This window comes from Priestia sp. SIMBA_032, assembly GCF_046535215.1.
Classification (GTDB): Bacteria; Bacillota; Bacilli; order Bacillales; family Bacillaceae_H; genus Priestia; species Priestia aryabhattai.
The window spans coordinates 1-255 of record NZ_JAWRXD010001076.1 but is presented as its reverse complement, the minus strand read 5'-3'; the positions used below and the strand labels follow the sequence as shown (position 1 = coordinate 255).

Annotated in this window: 1 protein-coding gene; it reads left to right on the top strand. The window is 58.8% G+C overall.

Translation table 11 applies throughout. The annotated features are described in order from the left end of the window. Positions 1-75: 75 nt before the first annotated feature. Positions 76-255: neuraminidase-like domain-containing protein (locus tag SB717_RS37655; RefSeq protein WP_410908262.1), on the top strand; the 180-nt coding region annotated here is incomplete at its 3' end.

Below are 255 nucleotides of genomic sequence, written 5' to 3'. Positions count from 1 at the left end.
GGAATTGACCATGGCCATTTCCATCGACAGTCAGCTCAATGAAACCCTGCGCGATGTGCTGGTGGCCTACACCCTGTGCAGGTGGTGCCCAACGCCGCGCAGTTTGCCTTGGGTGGTTTGAGCCAACTGATCACCACCGCCAACGATCTGTATGAATACCTGTTGATCGATACCCAGGTCAGCCAAGCGGTGCAGAGCAGCCCCGTGGCGTCGGCCATCGCCAGCGTGCAGCAGTACATCAACGGGGTGTTGCTG